Here is a 16,847-nt window from a genome sequence, read left to right as displayed (position 1 = left end):
CTTCTCCGTCTTTGGATGAATTCGCTGCAACAGTTTAGGGCGCCGGAGTCAGAAGGATAGGTTTTACGCCTCAAAGAACGTCATTGCGCCATTGGATTGGCATGGATTCGCTGTGACTCACGAAGACGTGATCGATTCAGTTGCCAGATTGTCGTTCAGCCCGTATTCTTAACCTGGCCCCGAAAAGCTGGGCAATATCAGAAAAGTAATAAAGGATTGACGGACATGAAACTGAAACTCGCTGCCGTTGGCGCATTTGCACTGATCCTGACTGCCTGTGCGCAGCAGGAAGAACCGACACCTGTTTACATTCAGCCCAGCTATGACAAAGCCGGCACACCCAGCTGTCCAGGTGGTTATCAATTGGCCACAACCGAGGCTGGCCAAACGGTCTGTGACCCAATCACTCAGTAAGCCATTCGCAGGCGGCCCGGACCCGGACCGCCTGTACGCTTTCGGGAAAAACCGCCACCAGTTGTGGCGGTTTTTTCTTGCCTGCGATTTCTCGGCTATCGGACAGGTTGCGTTCTTCGCGTTGCGTGAACCCTGTTTAGTGCCTTTTGAAGCCGTAGGTATGCTTGAACTTGAATGACTTGAATTTCTGTCGCTTGACCGACCCGTAGGGGATATGCCCGAGGACACGCCGTTTGGGGGCGGTGTATCGATAAACCGGGGCCGGCTTTTTGATATGCGCCTTGGGCCGCTTGGCATGTGACCTGGCCTTTGGGGCCACGTAATACCGGTTTATCTTGTGACGGCCGTTTTTGTGAAAGCTCAGGTGTTTGCCGCCAACCGTAGTGAATCCGGCAGAGCCGACCTGTGTAGGCTGGGCGTAACCGGGAGTGGCCACGAAATGCGCGGCCATCAGGAAAACCACGCAATTCAGGCCAAGCTTGAAGATACGAGACATGAAAACCTCCATGATTGGCTTTCAGTCCAAGATCGGGTCTGACCGCGTGTTCGGCCAATAAACTCGGTTCACGCTTTGCCCATATGCCGTGTGCTCGATGCGGTGTCAGACCTTAGACGGGTTTGCCCCACAAATCGTATTCTCCGGCCTCGTCCACTTCGACCGTGACGATGTCACCGGGCCTGAGGTTTTCGAACCCCTCATCGATGAACAGGTTACCGTCGATCTCGGGCGCGTCTGCTTTGGTGCGGCAGGTGGCGGCCTCGTCGTCGACCTCGTCCACGATCACCTCAAGCGTCTGTCCGACCTTCGCCCGCAACTTGGCCTCCGAGATCGCCTGTGCCTTTTCCATGAAGCGATCCCAGCGTTCTTGCTTGATTTCGGCCGGAACGTGATCGGGCAGGCCATTTGACCGCGCGCCATCGACGTTTTCATACTGAAAACACCCGACCCGGTCCAGTTGAGCCTCGTCCATCCAGTCCAGCAGGGTCTGGAATTCCGACTCCGTCTCACCCGGATAGCCGACGATAAAGGTCGACCGCAGGGTGATATCCGGGCAGATCGCGCGCCAGGCCTTGATTTCATCCAACGTTCTGGCCGACGCGGCCGGGCGGGCCATGCGTTTCAGCACATCCGGGTGGGCGTGTTGAAACGGGATATCCAGATAAGGCAGCACGTTGCACCCGGCATCCGCCATCAGTGGGATCAGGTCCCGCACATGCGGATAAGGGTACACATAGTGCAGCCGCACCCAGGCATCGAGCTGCCCCAGCTCGCGCGCCAGATCGGTGATATGGCTGCGCACTTCACCGTCTTTCCACGGGTTGATGTCGTATTTCCGGTCCAGCCCATAGGCCGAAGTGTCCTGGCTGATGACCAGCAATTCGCGCACGCCGTTTTGCACCAGTTTTTCCGCCTCGCGCAGAACCGCATGCGCCGGGCGGCTGGCCAGTTTTCCGCGCATGTCGGGGATGATGCAGAACTTGCACTTGTGGTTGCAGCCCTCGGAAATTTTCAGATAGCTGTAGTGGCGCGGCGTCAACTGCACACTGCTGGCGGGCAACAGGTCCACGAACGGATCAGGATCGGGGGGCACGGCGGCGTGCACCGCATCCAGCACCTGCTCGTATTGGTGTGGGCCGGTGACAGCCATGATGCGAGGGTGATGCTCGCGAATGTAATCCGGCTCGGCCCCCAGACAGCCGGTCACGATGACCTTGCCGTTTTCCACCAGCGCCTCTCCAATCGCGTCCAGCGATTCCGCTTTGGCGCTGTCGAGGAACCCGCAGGTGTTCACAATGACGGCATCGGCCCCGGCATAATCTGGCGAAATGCCGTATCCTTCGGCACGTAGTCGGGTCAGAATGCGTTCACTGTCGACCAACGCCTTCGGGCAGCCCAAAGACACCATGCCGATGGTTGGCTGGTTCGATTGGGGTGTCTCGGTGATCCGGGCAGAAGGCGCCAGGTCGGGGCGGAGGTTCGGAGGGTTTGTCGTCATGCGCGGCATATAGTCGGGAAAGCTTCCCCTTGCAAATGTGATGCGTGATTTGAATGATCACGGCAATGACAAGCCAAAAGGCGGAGAGCAGAAAATGAAATGGCTGATGCGCATCCTGTTTATCGTTGTCGCCGTGATCGCGTTGATCATCGGCGCGCTGTTGCTGATGCCGGGGGAAAAGCTTGCCGCGATTCTGGCCGAGCAGGTCAAAGCCCAGACCGGCCGTGATCTGACGCTGACCGGTGATGTGCGCATTTCCTTCTGGCCGGTGGTCGGGATGGAAACCGGGCCGGTACGTTTCGGCAACGCAAGCTGGGCCGGACCGGAGCCGATGCTCAGCGCGGATAGCCTGGCTGTCGGAGTGGACGCTGCCGGGCTGTTGAACGGGGATTTGCGGATCAAACGTGTTTTTGCAGACAATCCCGTGTTGCGGCTGGAACGATCCGATGGTCGCGGCAATTGGGAATTGAGCGCCCAGACAACCGCGACAACTGCGGTCGCGACCGGGGGCACGACGCCCGCTGAGCATTCGGGGCAGGTCACGCTGGATCAGCTGGAACTGACGAATGCACGGCTGATTTACGTGGAAAACGGTTCGACGCAGATGGATTTCTCGGGCGTGACACTATCTGCGAGCTGGCCCGAGGTGGCGGCCCCGTTGGTGATGGAGGCCGCCATGCCAGTGCCCGGAGGTGCGGTTCAGGTTGACCTGAAAATCCCGGACTTGCCGGCATTTGCCGCCGGGTCAGTGACTGATCTGGAATTGGCTTTGACGGCCCCGGGCGGAGAGATCGGATTTGACGGACGCGTCAATCTTGCGGGTGAAATGGATGGAACCACCAAGGTCGTAACGCGTGACACTGAAGGGATGCTTGCCGCCTTCGGTCAGGCTGGCACATCCGTACCGCCCGGATTGGGCGAGACTGCCGACATTTCAGCGCATATGACGTATACGCAGGATGGGCGGGTTTCCATGCGGAACATGGTTGCGCAATTGGATGACAACCGGTTCGTGGGTGAGGCGGATATAACCATTTCGGACCCGCCGCGTATCGTGGCCCGTCTGGAAGCCGGTGATCTGGATCTGTCGCGGATTTCCGAAACTGCTTCTGCCTCAGGCGGCACGTCTCAGGCAAACGCTCCTGCACCTGAGGGGTGGTCGACGGACCCTATAGACGCGTCTGCTCTGGCATTGGCGAACGGTAAAATCCGCCTGACGGCGAACTCGATCGCCGTGCCCGGGATGACGTTCGGCAAAAGCGATCTGACCCTGTCGCTGGATCGGTCGCGGGCCGTTCTGGAAATGCACCCGGCCACGCTGTTTGCGGGTCAGTTGCACGGTCAGGTGGTGGCCAACAACCGCAACGGCCTGTCTGTGGGCGGCAACGTGACCGCCACCGGGATCGATCTGAAACAGGCACTGACCACGATGGCCGGGGTCAAACGCCTGTCGGGAACCGCTGCGGGAGCGTTTGAGTTTCTGGGTGTCGGCCAGTCCGAGGATCAGATCATGCGGTCCCTCAGCGGCAAGGGAAACCTGGATGTCGGTCCCGGAGTGATTTCCGGGCTCGATCTGGACCGATTGATGGGGCAGGGTACCGGATCAGGCGGAACCACCGTGTTCAACAGCCTGACGGCCAGTTTCACCATCGACCAGGGCGTGTTGACGAACAGCGATCTGCTCATGTCACTGAAGAATTTCCGCGCAGATGGCACCGGCACCGTGGATCTGGGGGCTCGCAACATCGACTATCTGTTCACGCCCGTGGCGCTGCGGGCCAATTCCGGGCAGGGGATATCGGTTCCCGTTCGCATCAAAGGCCCCTGGAGCGACCCGTCGATCAAGCCGGACCTGACCAAGGTGATCGAGGCGGCGGCGGATGTGAAGGTCAAAGAACTGGAAGACGACGCCAAACAGAAGGTTTTTGAAAAGGTCGGAAACGAATTGGATACGACGATCACCGACAGTGACCAGATCGAAGACGCCATCAAGAACAAGCTTGAAGAAGAGGCAAAAAAAGGTCTGCTCAAATTATTCGGCGGCGACTGAGCAACCATCGTGCTTGGGGCATCGGGATATGCCCCAAGCAGTTGTTTTCAGATGGTTTGGTCGTAATCGCCGACACCGGGCTCGGTTCGGATGACGGCGTCAATGTCCGCGAAGATGGCGCGCATCTCAGCCTCGCTTTCGCTGCTTTCACAGACGACGACCAGATTGGGGGTATTGGACGAAGCCCGCACCAGACCCCAGCTGCCGTTGTCCAGAATCACACGTGCGCCGTTCACCGTAACCACTTCTTTGATTGCGCGGCCTGCGAGTGTTTCGCCCGCATCTCCCTTGGCGACCAGCTTGTCGACCAGCCGCTGAAGGATATCATATTTCTGGGTATCGGCGGCGTGGGGTGACATCGTGGGCGTGGACCAGGTCTTGGGCAGGGCCTTGCGCAGGTCCGACATGCTCTTGCCCGGGTTGCGGTCCATCAGTTTGCAGATTTCGACCGCGACACGCATCCCGCAGTCGTATCCACGCCCGATCGGTTCGGCCAAAAAGTAGTGGCCTGATTTTTCGAACCCTGCCAGTGCCCCGATTTCCTTGACGCGGCGCTTCATGTGGCTGTGGCCGGTCTTCCAGTAATCGGCTTTGACGCCCAGGGCCTGCAACTCGGGGTCGCTGGCGAACAGACCGGTGGATTTCACATCCGCAACAAAGGTCGATCCGGGGTGAAGCTTGGCCAGGTCGCGGGCCATGATGACGCCAACCTTGTCGGCAAAAATCTCCTCACCCTCATCATCGACGACGCCGCAGCGGTCTCCGTCACCGTCAAACCCCAACGCCAGATCGGCACCGCTGGATTTCACCGTGGCGGCCATGTCGTGCAGCATCTCCATGGCTTCCGGGTTCGGGTTGTAGTTGGGGAAGGTATAGTCCAGCCGGTTATGGCTGGGCACGACCTCAACCCCGATCCGTTCGAAAATCTCGGGCGCAAAGGCCGAAGCCGTGCCATTCCCGGTCGCGCAGACCACTTTCAGTGGACGGGACATTTTGAAATCCCCGACCAGGTCGTCGATATAGGCCTGTTTGACGCCATCGACGAACTCGTACGAGCCGCCTTCGCGCGCGACGCCCTCGCCGTTCAGAACGATGTCACGCAGTTCCGACATCTCATCCGGGCCATGGGTCAGCGGGCGGTCAAAACCCATTTTGACCCCGGTCCAGCCGTTCGGGTTGTGGCTGGCGGTGACCATGGCCACCGCAGGCACATCCAGATGGAACTGCGCAAAATAGGCCATGGGGCTGAGCGCTGGACCGATGTCTTTGACACGGATACCAGCCTGCATCAGGCCCAGCATCAGGGCATTTTTGATCGCCAATGAATAATCGCGATAGTCGTTGCCGACCGCGATCACAGGCTCGATCCCGCGCCTGTGCATCTGCGTGCCAAGCCCCAGCCCAAGCGCGGTCATGCCGGGCAGGTTGATCTCTTCGGGATATTTCCAACGGGCGTCGTATTCACGGAACCCGGTGGGCGTGATCATCGCGTCGCGCAGAAAGGTCCAGCTGTTGGGCGTTACCTCGGTGAGGGGTTTGATCATAAGAATTCTCAATCGTTAAATCTGAATCGGATTCTCTTTAGCAAGCGCATCAAATTGCATCAATGTGTCAACAAGTTGGGGCATCTGATCGAGCGGGATCATATTTGGCCCGTCCGATGGGGCCGAGTCCGGATCCTGATGGGTTTCAATGAACACGGCCCCGACACCCAGAGAAACCGCGGCGCGGGCCATCACCGGTGCAAATTCGCGTTGTCCGCCCGAAGACCCGCCCTTGCCTCCGGGTTGCTGCACGGAATGGGTGGCGTCCATCACCACCGGATACCCGGTCTTCGCCATTTGGGGCAGCGCACGCATATCGGCAACCAGCGTGTTGTAGCCAAATGAGGTGCCACGTTCGGTCAGCAGTATATTCTGATTTCCGGTGCTTTCGATTTTGTCGACGATGTTGGTCATTTCCCAAGGTGCAAGGAATTGCCCCTTTTTCACATTGACCGCTTTTCCGGTGTTGCCGGCCGCCAGCAGCATGTCGGTCTGACGGCACAGGAATGCCGGAATTTGCAGAACGTCCACCGCCTCGGCGGCGATGGCGCATTGCGCTTCGGTATGAACATCGGTCAGAACCGGGATGCCCATCGTTTTACGGATGTCATCCAGTACCTTCAGCCCCGCATCGATGCCCATGCCACGCTTGCCCGACAGGGATGTCCGGTTCGCCTTGTCATAAGACGCCTTGAAGACGTATTGCGCCCCGGCTGCGTCGCAGGCTTCTTTCATTTTGCCCGCAATCATCTGCGCATGGTCTGCCGTTTCAAGCTGACATGGCCCAGCTATGATGGTCAGCGGAAGGTCGTTGCCGACTGTCAGGTCGGAGATTTTAACATGTTTCATGAGTTTTATGAGGATACCTGTTCACGAAGGACCGACGCGGTAAGCGAGATCATCAGGTAGATACCAGCAAACAACAGGAATGCCAAAATCGTATTTTCGAACTTGCGCGGATAACTGGGTTCCTGACTGGGAACGGGGTTGACCGAGACGGTCAGATAGCGCACCTGCCGGTTGGCTTCGGACCGGGTCGCTTCCATTTGCTGCATTGCCGTTTGCAGCATCATGTCACGCGCCGCCAGGTCCGCCTGCGCGATCTGGATACGCACGCTCAGCCGCGCCAGCGAGTTTTCGCCGTCCGAGGCATCCTGCATCTCGGCATTCAGTTCTCTCAGAACTTTTTCCAGGCGGGCGATATCTGCCTTGACGCCATCAACCTTTGCCTTGTTCGGGCGCAGGTTGTCCTGAAGCGCGGCGAGCTCAAGCTCTTTGTCCTGAACCAGTATTTCGATTTCGTTGATGCGGGCACGCAGGCTGGCAATGACGTTTTCGGGGTCAAGAACAGCGCCCTGAAGCTGAAGCTCGATCAACTCTTCCTGAGCCTGCCTGCGCGCTTCCTGCGCCGCTTCGAAACTTTGCAGCGCGTCGCGCATCTGGTCTTCGCGTTTTTTTCCGGACAAGGCGTTCACCCTGTCTTCGGCATAAGAAATCAGGCGCTCGGAAAATTCGGTCGATGTCTGCGCGTCGGGGGCGGCAACCTCCATCCGAATGACCCCTTCGGTCGGGTCATAGCCGATTGTAATCATGCGTTTGAACAGCTTATAGGCGTCTTCAAGCGAGGCGTCTGGCGCCAGTCTTTGAATCGGGTCGATCCATTCCTGCTTGAAAACATCAGAAAACCCGGCATCGCGGTCCAGCAACAGCAAAGCTTCTTTCGATTCCAGAAAGGACTGAACCGAGATCGAATCCTGTGTGGTGGCGAATTGCGTGCCGGCAAGCAGACCGCCGATATTGCCCGGTCCGCCATCCGCTTGCAGAATCAGGAATTCGGAATCGCTGGCATACATCGGCGTGGCGATGCGGTAGAAATACAAACCGACAATGAAGGTCGGCAGGAACACAAAGGCCGCCAGACGCGCGAACAGTCCAAGCAATTTACGCTTGCGACGACGGGCGATGTCTTTTTGGATTTGGCCAATTTCAAAATTGCGCCGCTCAGCCGGGCTGAGCTCGGGCCCGGGCAGATTTGTTTTCTCGGCACCCATGGCCTGCGGCAGTTGAACGTTGATCCTGTCCTTGGGTTTGTCACCCTCGTCCGATGGCCTTGCGGCGGCAAGGTCCAGAAGATTGGTGCGCTGGAAGGGGTCGATGCCCTTTTTGCGCAGCAATCGCACCGCGTCATAGTCCGACGTCGCGGCCAGACCGTGTTTCTGCGCCAGACGTCGTGCGATACGCAATTGACGGCCCGTCAGGCCTTCGCGCTTGATGTCGTCCAGCTGCGTCCCGGGCTGTGCTTCGTCGGCGGCCGCAGGGCCTTGCGTCGCGTTGCGAATACGCGAGATGGCGTCCGATCGCGCCTCGGCCGAGTTTTCCGTCTGGCGTCTGCGGCGCCAGTTGTATTTTCTAACCTTGGGTTTCGTAGTCATACAGCTGCTTTGCCTCTTCCAAGGAGTCAAACATATACAATTGCCCGTCCAGAAGTACGGCCGCTTTCTGGGCGAATTTCTCCAACACGGACGGGCTGTGCGATACGATTACCAAAGTCGTCGTGCGCAACCTTTCCTTCAGGATCGCCCCTGCCTTTTCGTTGAATTCGACATCTGTTGTCGCCGGCATCCCTTCGTCGATGAGATACATGTCAAAGTCCAGCGCCAGCATCAAAGAAAAGGTGAAACGCGCCCTCATCCCAGAGGAGTAAGTGGCAAGGGGCTGGTCGAAATATTCGCCCAGACCGCAGAGCCATTTGCAATAGGCCTCGATATAGTCGGGGTCCATACCGTAGATCTTGGCGATGTAGCGCGCGTTCTCAAGCGCTGACAGTTTTCCCGACACGCCACCGGTGAACCCCATGGGAAAGGACACCCGGCATTCGCGGCGGACCACGCCTTCGTCGGGTTTCTCCAGGCCGGCCATCATGTTGATCAACGTGGTTTTTCCGGTTCCGTTCGGGGCCAGAACGCCCAGTGAGGTACCCAGTTCGACCCGAAACGAGACCCGATCCAGAATCACCTTGCGGCGCGTTCCGGTCCAGAAGGATTTGCTGACGTTGTCGAATTCTAGCATTCGCGGTCTGCTGCTCGTTTCGTTTGTGTTGTCGCACTTGCGGGCGGCCAGAAAGGGTATTTTTTACCGGCCCATGTTGGCTACATTATGTCGAATTATGAAACAAATGATCAATGCGGTCCGGCTGCGCGCATGAATGTCTGATTGGGTGCAGCAAAGGTTATCGGTCACTTGGTGCCGCGTCAGGTCGTTATTATCTGTTTTGGCAGCCGACAACAGACGGGATGGGCAGGGGCCTTCACGATCATATGAACGCTATACGTCAGGAAATCCGCGCCTGCCGCTTGTGTGCCGACAGGTTCGCGCAAACAAAAACCGCACACGAGCCGCGCCCGGTGGTCTGGTTCCGCCCCGGAACACCGATCCTTGTCGCGGGGCAGGCACCGGGCGCCCGTGTGCACGAGTCGGGGCGGCCCTTCACCGACCCGTCCGGCGACAGGCTGCGGCACTGGCTGGGGATTGATGAGACGGTTTTTTACGATCGCGACCGTGTTTCGATTGTACCGATGGCGTTCTGCTTTCCGGGGTATGATGCGCGCAATGCTGATCTTCCGCCACCTGCGATTTGCCGCAAGACCTGGCATGACCGGGTGATGCAGGACCTGGGGCGTGTGCCGCTGACCGTGTTGGTCGGAGGTCATGCACACAAGTTTCATCTTGGCGCGCGCGGGTCGGTTACGGACACCGTCCGCAACTGGCGGGACCATGCGCCGCGGGTCTTTGCCTTGCCTCACCCGTCCTGGCGCAATACGGCATGGTTGAAGAAAAATCCGTGGTTCGAGGCTGAACTGCTGCCTGTTTTGCGTGCACGGGTCCAAGAGGTGCTGAATGACTGAATCCACGGCGTTGGACACTGCGCATGCCGCGATGCAGGCGGACCCGACAAGTGATGCCGCTCGTCTGCGTTTCTTCGAACGGCTTGCGGATAGCGAGCTGTTTCTGATGCTGACCGAAGAAGCGCGGGACGAGAATATCTCGCCCGAATTGTTCGATGTGGCTGACGGGCGCTTTGTTCTGGCCTTTGATCGTGAGGACCGGCTGGCGCAGTTTGCCGGGCGGCCCGTGCCTTATGTAGCGCTGTCGGGGCGGGTGCTTTCGGGGATGCTTTCGGGGCAGGGCATCGGGCTTGGTCTGAACCTGGAGACTGCGCCATCTTCGATGCTGGTCCCGGCGGAAGCCCTGGAATGGTTGGCTGAAACGTTGCAGCACCGCCCGCAAAAGGTCGAGGAAGAGCTTGCCGAGTTTTTGCCCCCTGCCGGCCTGCCGCAGGCCCTGCTGACCGCGCTGGATGCGAAACTGGCGACGGCAGGCGGACTTGCAAGCGCGGCCTATCTGGTTGCCACCAAGTCCAAATCGGGCGCGCAGGGCCATCTGTTGGGATTTGTCGATGCCATCGAGGGGGCCGAGCCCGCTTTGGCCAAGGCCGCGTCCGAGGCGCTGACCTTTTCCGGGATTGAGGCAGGCGCGATGGATGTCGGGTTTTTCACCGCAAGCGAGGCCGCCGCCGCGCTTCTGGCCAAGGTGGGCCTTCGGTTTGATCTGCCCCAGCCGCAAATTGCCGAAGCGGTCCGCGAAGCCCCCGGCAGCAATCCGGACAACCCACCCATTCTGAAATAACCATCCAAACACAAACACGCGGCGCAAGCTGCACCGCGTGTCATAGCGCCTAAGATATGTTTATTCCGCTGCCGCTTCCAGCTTGTCCTGCGTGCGGGTTTCGAAATCGCTGGCGTCGTGGCGTTCGTGAAGCTGCGTGTGCGGCTCGCCAAAGGCGCGGTTGACCATGCGGCCGCGCTGAACCGCCGGGCGCGCGTCGATTGCCTTGGCCCATCGCATGACGTTCCTGTAGGATTTCACGTCCAGGAACTCTGCCGCGCTGTAAAGGCGGCCCAGAACCAACTGGCCATACCAGGGCCAAATCGCCATGTCGGCGATTGAATAGTCTTCGCCCGCGATGAAGGTTTTCTCCGCCAGTTCACGATCCAGAACATCCAGTTGGCGCTTGGTCTCCATGGCGAAACGGTTGATCGGGTATTCCCATTTCTCGGGTGCATAGGCGTAGAAATGCCCGAACCCACCGCCCAGGTAAGGCGCGCTGCCCATCTGCCAGAACACCCAGTTCATCACCTCGGTCCGCTCGGGGCCGGATGCGGGCAGAAACGCGCCGAACTTTTCAGCCAGATGGAACAGGATCGAGGCGCTTTCAAAAACACGAACAGGTTTGTCACCTGACCGATCCCAAAGCGCGGGGATTTTCGAGTTCGGGTTGGCCTCGACAAAGCCCGAGCTGAATTGATCGCCTTCTCCGATGTTGATCAGCCAGGCGTTGTATTCAGCGCCTTCATGACCAAGTGCCAACAGCTCTTCCAGCATCACCGTGACTTTTACGCCATTGGGTGTCGCGAGCGAGTAAAGCTGAAGAGGATGCTGTCCGACCGGCAGGTCCTTGTCATGGGTCGCTCCGGCGATCGGTCGGTTGATGTTGGCGAATTGTCCGCCACTTTTACTGTCCCAGGTCCAGACCGCTGGAGGGGTATACGAGGATTGGTCGCTCATCTCTTGCCTTTCTTGCCTATGTCAGGGCTGCCATACAGCTAATATTGCAAACCGCCGAGTCCAACCCCACTCAACTGGCGTATTCTGTAACAATCCGCCGCCAAACTCTCACGTTTTCTCGTGTCGGGTCACAGCGGCGTTAGGGGGACTACGCACCGCTTGGGAATCGCATATTGTCCTGTCAGACCTGCCGCAAGGCATCACGGATTTAGTTGACCCGAAAAGGATGAACGACATGAAACGCTTTGCATTGACACTCGCTGCGGCCATAGCTCTGGCGGTTCCGGCTTTTGCCGGCCCTCAATATATCGACGGCACAGGTTTTGCTGTTTCGGGTTATGATGTCGTTGCCTATCGCAGCCTGGATCAGATGCCGGTGGGCCAGTCGCAGCCCGAAGGTGTGCGCGGAAATGCCAACATCACCGCCGAGTACAACGGTGCGACCTGGGCTTTTGCGACCGAGGAAAACCGCGACAAATTCCTTGAAAACCCGGCATACTACGCGCCGCAATATGATGGGCACTGCGCTTACGGCGTGTCGCGTGGTGGCAAGGTTCCTGCAAATCCAAACCTGTGGCGGATCGTGGATGACAAGCTGTATCTCAACATCACCGACGTGGTTGTCGGATTTTTCGAGGAAGACATTCCAGGCAATATCAATCTTGCCGAAGGAAACTGGCCCGGTATCGAACCAAGCGACGCTTCGACCAATGTGATCCCGAAATTCACGTCGGAAGGCCCGGTTTCAAACTGATCCTGCCTCAAAAGACCCAAGCCCGGCTGGTCCAGCCGGGCAGAGGCCGTTACCCCGCAAGCCAGAATTGATCCCGAATATCCTGATCGGCATCAAACCTGATCCGCACGCTCTTGGCGCCCGGAAACTTCCGTTCGCGGATCGTATCGGGGATGATGACTTCTCCGGCGCCGGTATCTTTTGACTGAAAGCTCAAAATTTCAGCCTCGGTGTGGCGCGCGTTGGTCAGGACGGTCGTCGGCAAGGCCACGCGATTTGCCCCATGATGCACGGGCGTGGTGACAAAATAGGTCAGATGCCGCCCGTAACACCCGACCGCGTCGGGAACGTGATCCGAGACACATGCATCAGATCTGTCCTGAACATCCGCTTCATCGTGCATTTGAGGCAACCTCTGGTCGGGATTCAGCATCGCCTTGCAGGCGGCGATATCCTCCAGCGGAAGTTCGATGATGCGCTTCTTCAAACGGGGTCGGCGCGGTTGCGGAGGGCCGGAACTGGCACCACCTTTCATAACCAAACCTTCTTTGCGCAGAAAATCATAAGCCGCCTTGGCGCGCGAAAAACCGGAACTGTCCCCATCCTTGTGATCGGGGTGTGAATGGAATGCGATCTGCCTCCATGCGTCCCTGATCTCTTGGGAACCGGCGCAGGGGCTCAACCCCAGATCCGCCAACGCATCCGCGCGTGCCCGCACTTTATCGACAGGTTCCATACTCAAAACACTCTTTACAAACTACACATTGCCAGTGTGGTCACAGTCATAGTTTTGTCAATTTTCAAGAATGATTTGCGGGGCTGGTGACAACAATCGCGATGTTGAGATTCAATTGTCCCTCAAAGGCGCCGTTTTATAGGCGTGGTTGTGAAACAGTACACATCTTCCGAAACGACAAACGCCCGGGCGTAAACGTAACCCGGGCGAACCATTGGATTTTTTGAAAGTCAGGCGACGTTTTCCAGTTCAACGCGCGGTGTAATGCCCAGTGCAAAGCAGACATCGCGCGTCAATTCGGGACGGTTCAGGGTATAGAAATGCAGCTTGTCCACGCCGCCTTCGATCAGGTCTGAACACAGCTCTGTGCAGATTGCCGTGGCCAACATATCCTCACGCTCGTCGCGCACCGCTTTTTCAAACGCCTGTTCGACCCACTGGGGAATATGCGTGCCACAGCGCTTGGCGAAGTTGCGGGCGCCTGCCCAGTTCTCGATCGGCAGGATGCCCGGCACGATCGGTTTGTCGATGCCGGCCTTGGCGCAAGCATCGCGGAACCGGAAAAAGGTTTCGGCTTCGAAGAAGAACTGCGTCAGCGCTTCGTCTGCACCTGCGTCCAGCTTGGCCTTCAGCCAGTCCACATCCGCAGCCATGTTTGCAGCCTCGGGGTGGGTGTCGGGATAGGCCCCGACACGAATGCTGAACATTTCGGTTTCGGCCAGTGCCTCGATCAGTTCAACAGAACTGGAAAACCCGTCGGGGTGCGGCACAAACTTGTCCTGACCCTTTGGCGGGTCGCCGCGCAGGGCGACGATGTCCTGCACGCCGGCGCGGGCAAAGGTGTCTGCGATCTCCAGCGTTTCCTGCCGCGAAGCATCGACACAGGTCAGATGAGCGGCCACGTTCAGGCCCGATGACTTGTGCAGGGTCGAAACCGCGTCGCGCGTCAGTTCACGCGTCGTGCCACCAGCGCCGTAGGTGACGGAAACAAAACGGGGATCCAAAGGGGCCAATGTCTGGACCGTGTCCCAAAGGCGGAAAGAGGCTTCCAGAGTTTTGGGCGGAAAGAACTCGAAGGAAATTTCAGGTTTGGACATCGTGGCCTCACTGGATCAACTGAGCCTCTTGTGCCATGGCATGCATTGTGAAACAAACTCATATTACTCAACAACAACATGAATGCTGTTTGAAATGCATATTGAATTCCGGCACCTGCGCACCATCAAGGCGATCCATGAATGCGGCGGGCTGGCCCGCGCTGCGGATCAGTTGAACATCACCCAGTCCGCATTGAGCCATCAAATCAAAGGGTTGGAGGATCAGGCCGGGGTCGAGCTGTTCCTGCGCCGCTCCAAACCCATGAAACTGTCGGCTGCCGGTTTGCGCCTGTTGCGATTGGCCGAGCAAATTCTGCCGCAGGTCGAAGCCGCCCAGAATGAGTTTTCTTCGCTGCGGGACGGGCGCACGGGGCGGATGCATATAGCCATCGAATGCCACGCTTGTTTCGAATGGCTGTTCCCGGTGCTCGAATCCTTCAGGAAATCCTGGGGCGACGTGGATGTCGATATCCGCCCTGGTCTTGCCTTCGACGCGCTTCCGGCCTTGCAGAAGGAAGAGGTCGATCTGGTGGTCTCGTCCGATCCCGAAGACCTGCCGGGTGTCGAGTTTGTCGAACTTTTTGATTATAACGCGGTGTTTGTGGCCGCTTCGACCCATCCCCTGGCCAAGAAAGACTATGTCGAGGCCGAGGATTTTCGCGGCCAGACCCTGATCACCTATCCAGTGGAACGCACGCGTCTGGATGTGTTCAGCCAGCTGTTGATCCCGGCGCGGGTTGAGCCTGCCACGATCCGGCAGGTGGAACTGACCGCCGTCATCCTTCTGCTGGTGGCATCGAACCGGGGCATTTCAGTGCTGCCGGATTGGGTCGTGCGCGAGGTCAAATACAACTCGGACTACGTCACCCGACCCTTGACGAAAGAGGGCATTACACGGCGTCTCTATGCCGCGGTCCGTTCGGAAGATCTGGAGAAACCCTTTGTGCAGGAACTGGTGAAACTGGCCCGGGAAGAAGCGCGCAAGCTGCAATCCCAGTAACGGCGTTTCCTGCGGGTCTGTTATGCGCATCATTCCTCTTGGCAAGGGCGCATTGCGGCAGTATACGCGCGGTTTGACCGGACAGGAGCCTTTTGACAATGGTTGGCAGCGCAAATCTCAACATCATGATCAAGGCCGCGCGCAAGGCGGGGCGTTCTTTGGTCAAGGATTTCCGTGAAGTCGAGAATCTGCAGGTGTCGATGAAAGGCGCCGGTGATTTCGTCTCGAAGGCCGACATCGCCGCCGAAGCCATCCTGAAAGAAGAGCTGCTGGGCGCACGACCGACCTATGGCTGGCTGGCCGAAGAGGGCGGCTCCGTCGATGGTGAGGATCCGACCCGCCGCTGGATCGTCGATCCGCTGGACGGCACCACCAATTTCCTGCACGGCCTGCCGCATTGGGCGATTTCCATAGCACTGGAACACAAGGGCAAGATCGTTGCCGGCGTGATCTATGACGCCGCCAAGGACGAGATGTTCTTTGCTGAAAAAGGTGAAGGCGCTTGGATGAACGACACCCGTATTCGCGTGTCGGGTCGTCATCGCATGATTGAATCGGTCTTCGCGACCGGTCTGCCCTTTGGTGGCCGCTCGGATCTGCCTGCGACTTTGCAGGATCTGGCGCGTCTGATGCCCGCCTGCGCCGGTGTGCGTCGTTGGGGCGCCGCCGCGCTGGATATGGCATATGTGGCCGCAGGCCGGTACGAAGGCTTTTGGGAACGCCGCCTGAATGCGTGGGATCTGGCTGCCGGTGTGATCATCGTCAAAGAGGCTGGCGGCTTCGTGCAGGCGCTTAACCCTGAAGGCAACGTGCTGGAAGATGGTGAAGTGATCTGTTCGAACGAACCGATCTTCGATCAGTTCGCCAAGGTGATCCGGGGCTAGGCGCCCTTTGAACCGGCTTTAGCGGCGCGGAACGCGCGGAATGCGGGATTGTGACAGCTTGTACCTCGCTTCCGGGTGGGGCGGATGTCCGTGGGTGCGATCCCAGAACTGAATTCCGCCGCGTCTCAGCCACAGCGGGATGCACAGGATCAGGCCAACGGCAAATCCCCCGGTATGGGCCCAATAGGCGATGCCGCCTTCGTCCGGATTGCTGGTGACGCTGCCAAAGAACTGTATCGCCAGCCAGACGCCCAGCATGATGAAGGCGGGGATGGTAAAGACCCTGAAATAGACGATCAGGATCAGCAGGATATCCACCCGTGCTTTCGGGAACAGCAGCAGATACCCGCCCATCACGCCCGCAATCGCGCCCGAGGCCCCAACAGTGGGAACTTGGGATTCGGGCCCGGTGATGACGTGAATCAGGCCCGCGCCGATTCCTGCCGCCATGTAAAACAGCAGGAAGGGCAGATGGCCCATCTCGTCTTCCAGATTGTCACCGAAGATCCACAGAAACAGCATGTTGCCGGCCAAGTGCATCCACCCCCCGTGCAGGAACATGGATGTCACCAGGGTTTCCAGCCCGAACCCGTCGCTGACCCGCGCCGGAATAATGGCGTAGTCGAAAAACAGCCTGCCGATCCGTGGCCCATCATTCATGATCCCCACATAGCTGAGGAAGATCAGGATATTGGCCGCCAGCAAGGCATAGACAACATAAGGTGTGCGCCCCGAGGGGTTATGGTCGCGGATCGGAAACATGCCGT

The 16,847-nt window shown here is 58.5% G+C and carries 17 protein-coding genes; 7 read left to right on the top strand and 10 right to left on the bottom strand.

Translation table 11 applies throughout. From position 1 onward, the window contains the following. Nucleotides 1-225 precede the first annotated feature (225 nt). Nucleotides 226-414, top strand: coding sequence for a hypothetical protein (locus ACR3E6_RS01770; RefSeq protein WP_480485541.1), 189 nt, complete (start codon nucleotides 226-228; stop codon nucleotides 412-414). Between the two features lie 136 nt (nucleotides 415-550). On the opposite strand, the gene ACR3E6_RS01765 is transcribed toward ACR3E6_RS01770, so the two are convergent. Next, nucleotides 551-910 (bottom strand): hypothetical protein, encoded by a 360-nt coding sequence (locus ACR3E6_RS01765; RefSeq protein WP_480485539.1) that lies wholly within the window; start codon nucleotides 908-910, stop codon nucleotides 551-553. 112 nt (nucleotides 911-1,022) lie between these two features. Continuing rightward, nucleotides 1,023-2,411, bottom strand: a complete 1,389-nt coding sequence (gene rimO / locus ACR3E6_RS01760) for a 30S ribosomal protein S12 methylthiotransferase RimO (RefSeq protein WP_480485537.1) — start codon at nucleotides 2,409-2,411, stop codon at nucleotides 1,023-1,025. 40 nt (nucleotides 2,412-2,451) lie between these two features. Here rimO and ACR3E6_RS01755 point away from each other — a divergent pair, with 40 nt between their 5' ends. Beyond that, nucleotides 2,452-4,461 carry an AsmA family protein gene (locus tag ACR3E6_RS01755; RefSeq protein ID WP_245223429.1) on the top strand — a complete coding sequence of 670 codons (2,010 nt, stop codon included), beginning with the start codon at nucleotides 2,452-2,454 and terminating at the stop codon, nucleotides 4,459-4,461. A gap of 47 nt (nucleotides 4,462-4,508) precedes the next feature. On the opposite strand, the gene ACR3E6_RS01750 is transcribed toward ACR3E6_RS01755, so the two are convergent. From ACR3E6_RS01750 to ACR3E6_RS01735, 4 genes are read right to left on the bottom strand one after another with little or no spacing between them, the layout of a single operon-like run. Next, nucleotides 4,509-6,005 (bottom strand): phosphomannomutase/phosphoglucomutase, encoded by a 1,497-nt coding sequence (locus ACR3E6_RS01750; protein WP_171634338.1) that lies wholly within the window; start codon nucleotides 6,003-6,005, stop codon nucleotides 4,509-4,511. Nucleotides 6,006-6,020: 15 nt separating this feature from the next. Next, nucleotides 6,021-6,854, bottom strand: a complete 834-nt coding sequence (gene kdsA / locus ACR3E6_RS01745) for a 3-deoxy-8-phosphooctulonate synthase (RefSeq protein ID WP_480485534.1) — start codon at nucleotides 6,852-6,854, stop codon at nucleotides 6,021-6,023. Between the two features lie 5 nt (nucleotides 6,855-6,859). Further along, nucleotides 6,860-8,437, bottom strand: a complete 1,578-nt coding sequence (locus ACR3E6_RS01740) for a KpsE/RkpR family capsule polysaccharide export protein (RefSeq protein WP_480485532.1) — start codon at nucleotides 8,435-8,437, stop codon at nucleotides 6,860-6,862. Next, complete coding sequence (locus ACR3E6_RS01735) at nucleotides 8,415-9,074, bottom strand: ABC transporter ATP-binding protein (protein ID WP_152458943.1); 660 nt, start codon at nucleotides 9,072-9,074, stop codon at nucleotides 8,415-8,417. The genes ACR3E6_RS01740 and ACR3E6_RS01735 overlap by 23 nt, the downstream gene beginning before the upstream one ends. A gap of 248 nt (nucleotides 9,075-9,322) precedes the next feature. On the opposite strand from ACR3E6_RS01735, the gene ACR3E6_RS01730 reads away from it, so the two are divergent. Together ACR3E6_RS01730 and ACR3E6_RS01725 are read left to right on the top strand one after the other, a co-directional pair. Beyond that, entirely contained in the window at nucleotides 9,323-9,910 is a 588-nt protein-coding gene (locus ACR3E6_RS01730) for a uracil-DNA glycosylase family protein (protein WP_480485530.1), read from the top strand. Then, the gene (locus tag ACR3E6_RS01725) at nucleotides 9,903-10,691 is read left to right on the top strand and encodes an SseB family protein (protein WP_480485528.1); all 789 of its coding nucleotides are present in this window, start codon (nucleotides 9,903-9,905) and stop codon (nucleotides 10,689-10,691) included. Before ACR3E6_RS01730 ends, ACR3E6_RS01725 begins: the two co-directional genes overlap by 8 nt. 60 nt (nucleotides 10,692-10,751) lie before the next feature. On the opposite strand, the gene yghU is transcribed toward ACR3E6_RS01725, so the two are convergent. Continuing rightward, the gene (yghU, locus tag ACR3E6_RS01720) at nucleotides 10,752-11,630 is read right to left on the bottom strand and encodes a glutathione-dependent disulfide-bond oxidoreductase (protein ID WP_480485527.1); all 879 of its coding nucleotides are present in this window, start codon (nucleotides 11,628-11,630) and stop codon (nucleotides 10,752-10,754) included. 235 nt (nucleotides 11,631-11,865) lie between these two features. Here yghU and ACR3E6_RS01715 point away from each other — a divergent pair, with 235 nt between their 5' ends. After that, on the top strand, nucleotides 11,866-12,384 hold the full coding sequence (locus ACR3E6_RS01715) for a YHS domain-containing (seleno)protein (protein WP_171634317.1): 519 nt from the start codon (nucleotides 11,866-11,868) through the stop codon (nucleotides 12,382-12,384). A 49-nt stretch (nucleotides 12,385-12,433) separates the two neighbouring features. Here the strand turns inward: ACR3E6_RS01715 and ACR3E6_RS01710 are convergent, their stop codons facing one another. Beyond that, nucleotides 12,434-13,099, bottom strand: coding sequence for a J domain-containing protein (locus ACR3E6_RS01710; protein ID WP_171722775.1), 666 nt, complete (start codon nucleotides 13,097-13,099; stop codon nucleotides 12,434-12,436). 230 nt (nucleotides 13,100-13,329) lie between these two features. After that, a complete protein-coding gene (gene metF, locus ACR3E6_RS01705) occupies nucleotides 13,330-14,196 on the bottom strand; it encodes a methylenetetrahydrofolate reductase [NAD(P)H] (RefSeq protein WP_480485524.1) in 867 nt (288 codons plus the stop codon). Nucleotides 14,197-14,290: 94 nt separating this feature from the next. On the opposite strand from metF, the gene ACR3E6_RS01700 reads away from it, so the two are divergent. Next, complete coding sequence (locus ACR3E6_RS01700; protein ID WP_171723621.1) at nucleotides 14,291-15,196, top strand: LysR family transcriptional regulator; 906 nt, start codon at nucleotides 14,291-14,293, stop codon at nucleotides 15,194-15,196. Between the two features lie 98 nt (nucleotides 15,197-15,294). Further along, nucleotides 15,295-16,080: an inositol monophosphatase family protein gene (locus ACR3E6_RS01695; RefSeq protein WP_171722777.1), complete on the top strand. Its 786-nt coding sequence runs from the start codon at nucleotides 15,295-15,297 to the stop codon at nucleotides 16,078-16,080. Nucleotides 16,081-16,098: 18 nt separating this feature from the next. On the opposite strand, the gene ACR3E6_RS01690 is transcribed toward ACR3E6_RS01695, so the two are convergent. After that, nucleotides 16,099-16,842 carry a rhomboid family intramembrane serine protease gene (locus tag ACR3E6_RS01690; protein ID WP_171634305.1) on the bottom strand — a complete coding sequence of 248 codons (744 nt, stop codon included), beginning with the start codon at nucleotides 16,840-16,842 and terminating at the stop codon, nucleotides 16,099-16,101. Between the last annotated feature and the right edge of the window lie 5 nt (nucleotides 16,843-16,847).

It is taken from the genome of Ruegeria sp. AL3 (assembly GCF_056536065.1).
The sequence above is the reverse complement of the archived record's forward strand: the minus strand, read 5'-3'. Positions and strand labels throughout refer to the sequence as shown.

Excerpts from the sequence above, each read along its gene's own strand:
- ACR3E6_RS01730 (WP_480485530.1), top strand. The coding sequence starts at position 9,323 with ATGAACGCTATACGTCAGGAAATCCGCGCCTGCCGCTTGTGTGCCGAC.
- ACR3E6_RS01735 (WP_152458943.1), bottom strand. The coding sequence starts at position 9,074 with ATGCTAGAATTCGACAACGTCAGCAAATCCTTCTGGACCGGAACGCGC.
- metF (WP_480485524.1), bottom strand. The coding sequence starts at position 14,196 with ATGTCCAAACCTGAAATTTCCTTCGAGTTCTTTCCGCCCAAAACTCTG.
- ACR3E6_RS01715 (WP_171634317.1), top strand. The coding sequence starts at position 11,866 with ATGAAACGCTTTGCATTGACACTCGCTGCGGCCATAGCTCTGGCGGTT.
- ACR3E6_RS01740 (WP_480485532.1), bottom strand. The coding sequence starts at position 8,437 with ATGACTACGAAACCCAAGGTTAGAAAATACAACTGGCGCCGCAGACGC.
- ACR3E6_RS01755 (WP_245223429.1), top strand. The coding sequence starts at position 2,452 with ATGCGTGATTTGAATGATCACGGCAATGACAAGCCAAAAGGCGGAGAG.
- ACR3E6_RS01750 (WP_171634338.1), bottom strand. The coding sequence starts at position 6,005 with ATGATCAAACCCCTCACCGAGGTAACGCCCAACAGCTGGACCTTTCTG.
- ACR3E6_RS01700 (WP_171723621.1), top strand. The coding sequence starts at position 14,291 with ATGCATATTGAATTCCGGCACCTGCGCACCATCAAGGCGATCCATGAA.
- rimO (WP_480485537.1), bottom strand. The coding sequence starts at position 2,411 with ATGACGACAAACCCTCCGAACCTCCGCCCCGACCTGGCGCCTTCTGCC.
- ACR3E6_RS01770 (WP_480485541.1), top strand. The coding sequence starts at position 226 with ATGAAACTGAAACTCGCTGCCGTTGGCGCATTTGCACTGATCCTGACT.
- ACR3E6_RS01695 (WP_171722777.1), top strand. The coding sequence starts at position 15,295 with ATGGTTGGCAGCGCAAATCTCAACATCATGATCAAGGCCGCGCGCAAG.
- ACR3E6_RS01690 (WP_171634305.1), bottom strand. The coding sequence starts at position 16,842 with ATGTTTCCGATCCGCGACCATAACCCCTCGGGGCGCACACCTTATGTT.
- yghU (WP_480485527.1), bottom strand. The coding sequence starts at position 11,630 with ATGAGCGACCAATCCTCGTATACCCCTCCAGCGGTCTGGACCTGGGAC.
- ACR3E6_RS01710 (WP_171722775.1), bottom strand. The coding sequence starts at position 13,099 with ATGGAACCTGTCGATAAAGTGCGGGCACGCGCGGATGCGTTGGCGGAT.
- ACR3E6_RS01765 (WP_480485539.1), bottom strand. The coding sequence starts at position 910 with ATGTCTCGTATCTTCAAGCTTGGCCTGAATTGCGTGGTTTTCCTGATG.
- kdsA (WP_480485534.1), bottom strand. The coding sequence starts at position 6,854 with ATGAAACATGTTAAAATCTCCGACCTGACAGTCGGCAACGACCTTCCG.
- ACR3E6_RS01725 (WP_480485528.1), top strand. The coding sequence starts at position 9,903 with ATGACTGAATCCACGGCGTTGGACACTGCGCATGCCGCGATGCAGGCG.